Annotated in this window: 7 protein-coding genes; 1 reads left to right on the top strand and 6 read right to left on the bottom strand. The window is 45.3% G+C overall.

Translation table 11 applies throughout. The features are described 5' to 3' along the window. Positions 1-3: 3 nt before the first annotated feature. From AC3WVG_RS05905 to fliR, 6 genes are all read right to left on the bottom strand, one after another. Positions 4-792, bottom strand: coding sequence for a FliA/WhiG family RNA polymerase sigma factor (locus tag AC3WVG_RS05905; protein ID WP_488797241.1), 789 nt, complete (start codon positions 790-792; stop codon positions 4-6). Beyond that, positions 746-1561 carry a MinD/ParA family protein gene (locus AC3WVG_RS05910; protein ID WP_488797242.1) on the bottom strand — a complete coding sequence of 272 codons (816 nt, stop codon included), beginning with the start codon at positions 1559-1561 and terminating at the stop codon, positions 746-748. Before AC3WVG_RS05910 ends, AC3WVG_RS05905 begins: the two co-directional genes overlap by 47 nt. 33 nt (positions 1562-1594) lie before the next feature. Next, positions 1595-2644 (bottom strand): flagellar biosynthesis protein FlhF, encoded by a 1050-nt coding sequence (locus tag AC3WVG_RS05915; RefSeq protein ID WP_488797243.1) that lies wholly within the window; start codon positions 2642-2644, stop codon positions 1595-1597. Beyond that, on the bottom strand, positions 2634-4736 hold the full coding sequence (flhA, locus tag AC3WVG_RS05920) for a flagellar biosynthesis protein FlhA (protein ID WP_488797244.1): 2103 nt from the start codon (positions 4734-4736) through the stop codon (positions 2634-2636). The genes AC3WVG_RS05915 and flhA overlap by 11 nt, the downstream gene beginning before the upstream one ends. Positions 4737-4862: 126 nt before the next feature. Further along, positions 4863-5927, bottom strand: a complete 1065-nt coding sequence (gene flhB, locus AC3WVG_RS05925) for a flagellar biosynthesis protein FlhB (RefSeq protein ID WP_488797245.1) — start codon at positions 5925-5927, stop codon at positions 4863-4865. A gap of 173 nt (positions 5928-6100) precedes the next feature. Further along, positions 6101-6877 (bottom strand): flagellar biosynthetic protein FliR, encoded by a 777-nt coding sequence (gene fliR, locus AC3WVG_RS05930; RefSeq protein ID WP_488797246.1) that lies wholly within the window; start codon positions 6875-6877, stop codon positions 6101-6103. Between the two features lie 62 nt (positions 6878-6939). Between fliR and AC3WVG_RS05935 the strand changes: the two genes are divergently transcribed. Continuing rightward, positions 6940-9651, top strand: a complete 2712-nt coding sequence (locus AC3WVG_RS05935; protein ID WP_488797247.1) for a cation-transporting P-type ATPase — start codon at positions 6940-6942, stop codon at positions 9649-9651. The last annotated feature ends 287 nt before the right edge of the window (positions 9652-9938 follow it).

Raw genomic sequence — 9938 nt, forward strand, 5'->3', positions numbered from 1 at the left:
CTCCTAATTTCTTTCGTATCTTTGTGTAAATTTTTCTCTCAGTTTTTTTAGAGCTTGTGAGTGGAGTTGAGAAACTCTTCCTTCAGTTATCTCCATGACCTGAGCAATTTCTTTCATGGTTAGCTCTTCCACATAGTACAGAGACAGAACCAATTTTTCACGGTCAGTTAGCTCTTTAACCAGTTTGGCAATTTTGTTTACCAGGTCTTTAATCAATACCCTTTCATGCGGTTCTTTAAAACGCTCGCTGTTATCTGGTAAGACAAAATTTTCCTGAATTGCGTCCAGGCTTAAACAAACCTGGTTTTGAAGTGCTACTAACACTTTGTTAATTTCATCTAAAGAATAACCTGTAATTTCCTTGAGTTCAAGTGAATTGGGTACACTACCTGTATTTTGTTCAACCTTTCGAATGGTTTGTTCAATTTTTTTTATTTTTTGCCTTAGCCCCCTGGAGAACCAATCCAATTTGCGTAGCTCGTCAAGCATGGCTCCGCGAATACGGTTATCGGCAAAGGTTTCAAACTTAATACCTTGCTCGGGGTCAAAATTGGTTAGAGCTTCAATAAGTCCTAAAGTCCCGGCACTGATAAGTTCGTCCAGTTCGATGTGCTTGGGAAGTTTTGCCTTTAAACGCAAGGCACTAATTTTAATCTTGGGGGCATAACTTCGAACGATATCTTCTTGTTGCCAGGAGGGCAACCGGAGAAAGCACACTCCTTTTTGTTCCAGAATAGTCCAGGGATTATTCTTGGAAGAGGAGTTTTTTCCAGAAAAATTTGATATTGCCATCAAGTTGTTCTGCTGCTTGCCAGTTGTTTATTTTTCGAGCAATTTTTTGCATGGCCTTGGTGGCCGGAGCCTGCGGTTGCTCATGGCAGAAAGGAACCTGCCGAGCGACACTCTTTTTAACTGTTATATCATGGGGGATGATTCCAACTAAATCAAGAGAAATACTACTCAAAAAATGATCACAAGCAGCATAGAGTTTTTTAAACACATTTTTGGCCTCAACTTCTGTTTTGGCCATGTTCACAATAACCCTGAACTTTTGAATGTTATGTTTGTTTTTAAGCACTTTGATCAGGGCGTAAGCATCGGTTAGAGAAGTGGGCTCAGGGGTCAGAATGAGCAGTCGTTCCTGAACTGCCAGGTTAAAATAAATGACATTGTCATTGATACCAGCGCCCGTATCCACAATAAGGTAGTCTATCTTATCCTCCAGATAATCCATTGCTTCCAGGAGTTCAAGTTTTTGACCCGTGGATAGGGTAAGCATTTCAGTGACTCCTGAGGCGGCAGGCAGAATCTGGAAACCATAATTTGTCTGAAGTAAAATTTTGGATAGTGAAATACCTTGATTAAGCAGGTGGAAGATATTGTATTCGGGAGTCAATCCCAAAAGCACATCCACATTAGCAAGGCCCAGATCTGCATCCAGAATAAGCACTCTATTGCCCAGTTTTTGGAGACAATAAGAGAGATTTATAGAAATATTAGTTTTACCAACTCCACCTTTTCCAGAGGTAACGGATATGACTATGGGAAGTTTTTTGTGCATGAGCATACCATAAATTATATTATTAAGTGGGCGTCAATAATTAATAACTTTACATCCATTGGGCAACTCTTTTTTAAAAATCAGCCGCCATAGATTGTCTTGGGTGGCTGATGTTGAACAATTTTTTAGGCTGGGACCATAGCCGAAATAAGAAATGGGCAGATCCATTTTCCATGCCAAATTTATTAATAAACCAAAAATACAAGCTTCGTCCAGTTTCGTCCAGACAAGGCTTTTTACTTGAGGATGAGAATATTTTTGAGCAAAGAAGTCAAATTGTTCATAAGAGTAAACAGGGCTAAAAATCAAGTGAATGGCTACTTCTCGGATGATTTTTAATTCGGTTAGATATGTGTTTAAAGTTTTACCAGGTCCTAAACTTGGCATGTCAATAAAAATATAGTCATAATTATCGAACCTTTTAAATGTTTTTTGATCCAAAGTGCTTACCTCAGTGTAAGCTAGGCCAGATAACTCGGCAAAATGTTTTAAGTACAATCTGCCGCCCGCCTGAGTATTATTTGCGTTAATGACCAGAATTTTTTGGGGCTGTCTTTTTTTTACCTCCAGGGCCAGGCGCAATAGAGTGGTTGTTTTGCCGGTACCGCTTGGTCCGGTAAAAGCATGTATTCGTTGTGAAATAAATTTTTCTGTCCAGGGAGCCACTTTTACGGTCTGTCCAAGGATTTTTAGGATAGGTGTATTGTTGGAGCGACTCACTTTGTTGTAGAGTTCTAAAATAAGGTCGGTCCCTGCCCCTTGCTTTTCCAGAAAATCCAAGACCTGTCTTTTTCTAGGCGTTATGTTTTCTCTGTTTAACTGTGGCTTGACCAGGTCGTATATACTTTTTTTAAAGTTTTCCCACTCCAGGCGGAAGTCCAGATCAAAATTAGCTTTATTGGGAATCTGGGGTGTTATGTCTTTCTCAACTTCTCTTTCCAGGGCCACGACTATTTCATACCATTTTTGGCCGTTTTCAGTGATATTTTCACTGCTCAGAATAACCGCATCAGAACCCAGCTCTTTTTTGACCCGGGCCATCACTTCAGATGATGTTTTGCCACGGAAAGTTTTAATTTGCATGGTTTAAGCTCACCACTCCAACGGATTCCAAACGGATGTCAGGCGGTATTTCGGCCTGTGAAATAACAGGTAAATTTGGCACAAAACGTATTAATAGTTGCGCCAGATGGGGTCTAAGTATGGGAGTGACCAACAAAACCGGCTGTCCTTCACTTATCATGGCCTTTTCCAAGGTTTTGTTGATGGCCTGGATAATAGAATGGGCCAGTTGTGGCTCCATTGCCAGGTAAGTGCCTTGCTCTGTCTGGCGTAAATTTTCCTGAAATGTTTGTTCAATCTGCGGGTCCAGGGTCAGAATCGGCAAGGCATTGTCCTGAGTCAGGTAAGGTTTGACAATGGTCCTGCCCAGACGCTGGCGGACAAATTCAGTAAGCTGTTCAGGATCCTTAGTTTGCTGGCCATAGTCTGCAAGAGTTTCAACAATGGTTAGAATGTCGCGGATGGATACCCCTTCCCGAACAAGATTTTGCAATACTTTTTGAACAGTACCAAGGCTTAAGATATTGGGAACCAGATCTTCAACGGCCTTGGGGGCTCTCTGAGCCAGGTTGTCCAAGAGATTCTGAGTTTCCTGGCGTCCTAAGAATTCGTGCAGGTTGCGTTTAAAGATTTCAGTTAAGTGGGTAGCAATGACCGTTGAAGGATCAACCACAGTATATCCGGCCATAACAGCCTCTTCTTTCTTTTCTTTTGGTATCCACAGAGCCGGTAAATTAAAAGCCGGTTCGAGTGTCTCAATTCCTTTGATCCTGTATTTAGCATCACCGGGATCCATGGCCAGGTAATGGTCAATCATGATTTCAGCCCTTCCCACTTCATTACCTTTTATGAGAACAACATATTCACCAGGCTTTAACTCTAAATTGTCCCTTAAATGCAGGGAAGGAATGATGACCCCCATATCCAGGGCGAATTGACGTCTGATGGACTTGATTCGTGCCAAAAGGTTCCCATTCTGGTCTTCATCTACCAGAGGGATAAGTCCGTAGCCGACCTCTAATGCTAGAATATCCAGTGGAAGTAAAGCCTGAACTTCTTCCGGAGTATCCTGGGGTGCCTTTTGGGTTTTCTTTTTCTGTACTTCCATTTGATCGAGCATGGCTTTATTTTTGGCCGCTAAAAGAGATAGGGTAAATAACGTAGCGGAGAGGAGTAAAAAAGCAAAAGTAGGCATGCCCGGGACTATGGCGAAGAGAACCAGGACGACTGAGACCAAGCGTAATGCTCTGGGGTGAATAGTCAATTGTGCAATAAATTCTTCACCCATTTGAGCTTCAGCTGCTGCCCGGCTGACAATAATGCCTGCAGAAGTGGAGATGATTATAGAAGGAATAGTGGAGACCAGGCCGTCGCCAATAGTCAGCAAAGTATAGGTCTGGGCGGCCTCCATCCAGTTCATGTTTTTTTGCATTACCCCGATAAAAAAGCCGCCAATGATGTTGATAGCTGTAATAAGCATGCCTGCTTTAACATCTCCTGAGACGAACTTGCCTGCACCATCCATGGCTCCGTAGAAGTCAGCTTCTTTACGGATCAGCTCACGTTGCTTTTTGGCTTCTTGTTCATCAATAAGGCCAGCATTAAGGTCTGCTTCAATAGCCATTTGTTTACCCGGCATAGCATCAAGGGTAAAGCGAGCAGCAACTTCAGCGATTCTTGTTGTACCGGTTGTAATAACCATTTTGTTCAAGGCAAATAAGATGAGAAAAATAACAATCCCTATAACGTAATTGCCGCCAACTACGAAATTGCCAAAGGCCTGAATGACTTTTCCTGCTGCTGCTGTGCCCTGGTCGCCATGAATAAGTATCAACCTGGTAGAAGCTACATTCAAGGCCAAACGTAGCAAGGTGGTAACTAGAAGCAGGGAGGGAAAAATTGAAAACTCTAAAGGGGATTTCATAAACATCACCGTGACCAGGATGACCAGGGCAAAAGAGATATTAAAGGCGAGCATCACGTCAAGGACAATGGTCGGCATGGGGATAAGCATTACAAAGAGGATAATGACCACCCCAGCGGCCAAAAGAACGTCTCCCTGCTTAGAGAACTTTGAATAGTCCAGATTCAGAGCGGTTGATTTTGTTGCCATAAAATTGACACCTCAATGGTGAATAGTCGTCCTAACTGACAAATAAGCTAATAGTTCTTTTGATTAACGCACCATTCCCTGCTCCCCCACTAAACAAGGATGGTGGTATTGTTTTGTAAAAGTTGTCTAGTTTTGGCGGCGAAATTTATGTAGTTGAGCAAGTATAGCTGCCACTGCCTTGTATAGTTCTTCGGGAATAGTATCACCTACCTCAACACTTTTATACAAGGCTCGTGCCAAAGGTTTATTTTCTTTGATGGGCACATTGTGCTTTCTGGCAACTTCTTTAATTTTTTCTGCTACATGATTGACTCCCTTAGCCAGGACTAAAGGGGCTGGGGCTTGTATGGGATCATATTTTAGGGCCACGGCTATATGGGTGGGGTTGGTAATGACCACATCTGCCTCAGGGACTTTTTTTATCATTCTCTTTTGCATGGCCGCGAGCATCTTCTGTTTTTGTTTGCTCTTAATGGTCGGATCACCTTCACCCTGTTTGCGCTCATCTTTAACCTCCTGTTTGGTCATCTTCAGGTTTTCTTCATAATCCCAGCGAGTATAGATGAGGTCGGCTATGCCAATTATAAGCATAGGGACAAGGGCGTACTCAGTCATCTTAAATCCTGTACTTAATATGTAAGCGGAAATGCCTGCTGTGCTCTCATAAAACAGGGACAAAAGCTTGTGGAATTCAGATTTAAGCACTAGATAAGGAGCTATGGCTACGACACAAGCCTGAAGCAGGCTGCGCGCCAGGCGGATAAATGTTTTGGGGTCGATGAATATTTTTTTTAGTCCGGCTATTAGATTAAAGTTTTTGAATTTGGGTGTTAACGGTTTGGTAGTCCATAAAGGTCCCACTTGTAAGCGGACGGTAATGAAGGTGATCAATGCAATAAACATCATGACAGGAAGAACAATAAGAGCAATTTTTTGTGAGCAGAATAAAAATATGGCGTAAGCATTGTCTTGAGTTAACTGGGTATGAATACCTTTGTTTAAAAACCAATTATACAGGTCAACAATTTGTTCTCCAATAAAAGAGATGCCAATGCGTAGGGCAATGACTCCGGCTAACAGATTCATCACCTTGGATAGTTCCTGACTGCGGGGAACATTACCTTCTTGGCGAGCCTTTTTTCGCCGTTTGGGCGTTGCTTTTTCCGTACGACTTGGATCGTGTTGAGGCATAGTAATAATAGAGGTTTTAAGCTTGAGTCGTTAAAATTTTAAAGTCCTTTAAAGTCCTATAGTGAATTTTTTGAAGTAACTAAATTTAGAGCCTAATCACTGATCACCATTTCCGCACTTATCTTTACTAATTGAACGGAGGATTCATATCTAACCGGCATCCGGCAACCTGATTACATCGCCTTTAATAACTGCCCAAAATATGTGCCTAAGTTATGCACGAAATCTGAGAGATATATGCTCATAATTTTAAATAATAGACCAAGAAACAAAAAACCTACGCCAATTTTTAGGGGAAAGCCGACAAAAAGGACATTCATCTGTGGTGCGGCCCTGGAGATAAGAGCCAGCGCGAGATCCACTAGAAATATGGCGGTCATGACAGGGGCAGCAATTTTTATAGCTAGTACAAAAATTTGACCTGAAAAAAGGAAAACTTGATTGACCAATTGGGGAGTAATTAAAAGTCCCCCGGGTGGGACTAGTTCAAAAGTTTGAGCCAGTCCTTTAAGTAGAAATAAATGGCCATTTAAAGAAAGAAAGGTTAGAAGTGATGTCATATATAAAAAATGGGCAGTGACTGCTTCTGAAATTCCAGTGATGGGGTCGATAACGTTGATCATGGCAAAGCCCATTTGAAAACCTATAAGTTGGCCTCCGGTCTGAATTGCTGCAAACAAAAACCTGACAACTAAACCTAGTATTAGCCCAAGAATTAATTCTCCCAACAACATAACTGCGATGCCGAAGGGATGGGCTGGAAAATAATCAGCCGGAAAAGATAAATTAGGCCAGAGGCCTAAGGTTAGGACCAGGCAGACAGCCGCTTTGACCGGGTTGGGCAAAGATTCTCCCCCAAAAAACGGGAGTAAAAACAGGACTAAACTTATACGAAACAGAGTCAGGAAGAAACTTAAAAAAGTGGCCGGATCAAAATTGAATATGTCCATAGTTTAAATATAGCAAGACACGGACCAGACTCAGTTTTTAAAGCTGAAAAGGATTTTGACTAATGGAAATGCAAAGCATTCTTGCTAAACACTGGCACCATTTGCCTGTTTCCGAAGTGCTGGACCTGCTGGAGACAAATCCGGACAAGGGACTGGATACCTTTGAGGTCGCAAACCGTCAGGAATATTATGGCCCCAATGTGCTTACCTTAGAAAAGAGACAGGGGCCCTTGATCCGGTTTTTGTTACAGTTTCACCAGCCGCTGGTCTATATCCTGCTTGCTTCAGCGCTCATTACAGCTGTCTTGCAGGAATGGGTGGACATGGGAGTAATCCTTGGGGTGGTCATACTCAACGCTATGATTGGATTTTTCCAAGAGAGCAAGGCCCTTGATGCTATTGTAGCACTTGCGCAGGTTATAATTAGCGAGGCCACGCTTTTGCGTGGTGGGGAACGTCAGCGTATCGACGCCAGCGATCTGGTGCCCGGCGACATAGTGTTGCTGCAAGCCGGCGACAAAGTGCCAGCTGATCTTCGCTTGATATGGACCCGCGAACTGCGAATTGATGAGTCTACCCTGACAGGCGAGTCCGTACCCGCAGAGAAAAATAGCGGGATACTTGAGCGTGATAGTGTGCTGGCAGAGCGAAAGAACATGGCTTACTCCTCCACGATGGTAACCTCCGGGAGCGGAAGAGGGATTGTTGTGGCTACCGGGGACAATACTGAAATCGGTAGTATTTCGAAACTTATTTCCTCGGTGGAAATTCTAGCGACTCCATTAACGCGAAAGATCACCCATTTTAGCGGTATTCTTCTTTATGTCATTCTCGGCATGGCCATCTTGACTTTCCTCGTCGGGGCTTTTCGCGGCGAGTCCTGGCTCTACATGTTCAAGGCTGCCGTAGCGTTGGCAGTTGGTGCAGTCCCGGAAGGTCTTCCGGCAGCCGTGACTATCACGTTAGCCATCGGCGTGAAGCGTATGGCGAAACGCAATGCAATAATTAAGCGTCTGCCAGCGGTGGAGACCCTGGGTAGTACCTCGGTGATCTGTTCTGACAAGACTGGTACATTGACTCGCAACGAGATGACAGTGCAGATGATCGTGGCGGGGGCTGAGCGGTTTTCCGTGAGCGGGATCGGGTATGCTCCCAAGGGCGCGTTTTTTGACCAATCCGCTGAGAAAATCGATCCCCGGACGCGTCCTGCACTGATGGAAGTCTTACGGGCGGGGCTCTTGTGCAATGATGCGCTATTACGAGAGACCGAAGGCGCTTGGCGCATTCAGGGTGACCCTACCGAGGGGGCGCTGATCGTCGCGGCGCGGAAAGCCGGACTTTTGCCTGAGAAGGAGCAAGAGCAATGGCCACGGTTAGATACGATCCCCTTCGGGTCTGAGCGCCAATACATGGCAACGCTGCACGGACGCAGCGCAGGAGAACCGGTCGTCTATCTGAAGGGGTCGATAGAGGTCCTCCTGCCCCGTTGCGAGACTGTTCTCGGCACCGATGGAGAGCCAACGGACTTAGACAGTGCACGCATTTACGCTCAGGTGAACAAGATTGCCTCGAAAGGGCTGCGTATACTGGGATTTGCCAGCAAAAAACTGCCACCAGGCACTGCGACTGTGACACTGGACGATGTTGCTGGCGAACTGGTCTTTTTGGGGTTTCAGTGCATGATCGATCCTCTCCGCAATGAGGCTCTCCATGCGGTGCATGCGTGCCAGCGGGCCGGAATCCAGGTCAAGATGATCACTGGAGACCATCCCGGAACAGCAGTAGCAATTGCCCGTCAACTTAACCTTGACCCACCGGATTTTCCTGTGCTTACCGGACGTGACCTGGCCAAACTCTCGGATGCCGAGCTTATCGAAGCCGTCGTCGATACAGCCGTGTTCGCGCGGGTGTCTCCGGAGCACAAACCTCGCTTGGTAGAGGCGTTTCAGACACGTGGAAATGTCGTAGCCATGACCGGGGACGGCGTCAACGACGCCCCGGCTCTACGACGAGCGGACATTGGCGTGGCAATGGGGCTTGCCGGTACAGAGGTGGCCAGGCAGGCCGCCGACATGGTGCTCACCGACGATAATTTTGCCACCATTGAGGCTGCAGTTGAGGAAGGCCGCGGAGTCTTCGACAACCTGATAAAATTTATTACCTGGACACTGCCGACCAACATCGGTGAAGGATTGGTCATCATGGTAGCTGTACTTGCCGGCGTAACGCTTCCAATTTTGCCGGTGCAGATATTGTGGGTTAATATGACAAGCGCTGTGTTACTGGGGCTTATGCTTGCGTTCGAGCCGAAGGAAGCTGGGATCATGAAACGACCACCACGGGATCCTCAGCGCCCGATTCTTTCCGGCATTTTGATCTTCCGAATTGGTCTGGTGGGGGTACTGCTCCTTGCGGGTTCATTCGGTTTGTTTAAATGGGCCTTGAGCAGGGGGGCGGGAGAGGCGGAAGCAAGGACGGTAGCTGTCAATGTTTTCGTGATAGGTGAGCTTTTCTATTTGTTTAACTGTCGTTCGCTCACCCGATCCATGTTCGCGGTGGGGCTCTTCTCTAACCCTTGGCTATTAGGCGGCGTCACCTTAATGACGGTTCTACAACTGCTTTTTACCTATTCACCTGTTATGAACCGCATGTTTAAAAGTGCTCCTCTCGGGCTTGAATCTTGGGCCCTAACCTTGGCCGTTGGGCTCATCATTTTCAGCGTGGTTGAAATTCAGAAATGGCTCTGGCTCCGCTGGAAGAAGGTAAATAGATAAGATAGGGCTTAAAGGTTCTGTGGCCAAACCCCATTTTGACCACCAGATTGAAAAAAATTATGAAAAGTTGACCTCTGAGTAAGATTGGCCACAGACTCTGAAAAGCAATGGCTCCGGTAAGTTGGTCCCGGGTTCAGGTACAATCCACTCTCCACGACCCAAACTCGTAGAGTACGGAGCTACAGCTACATAACTAGAAAGTATGAAGCTTTAACTCAACTTTCTGAGTTAGTTTGCGAGCGCATTTTCTTCAATGCTAACAAAGACTTGGACACATCTAAGGCTTG

It is taken from the genome of Desulfovulcanus sp. (assembly GCF_982781345.1).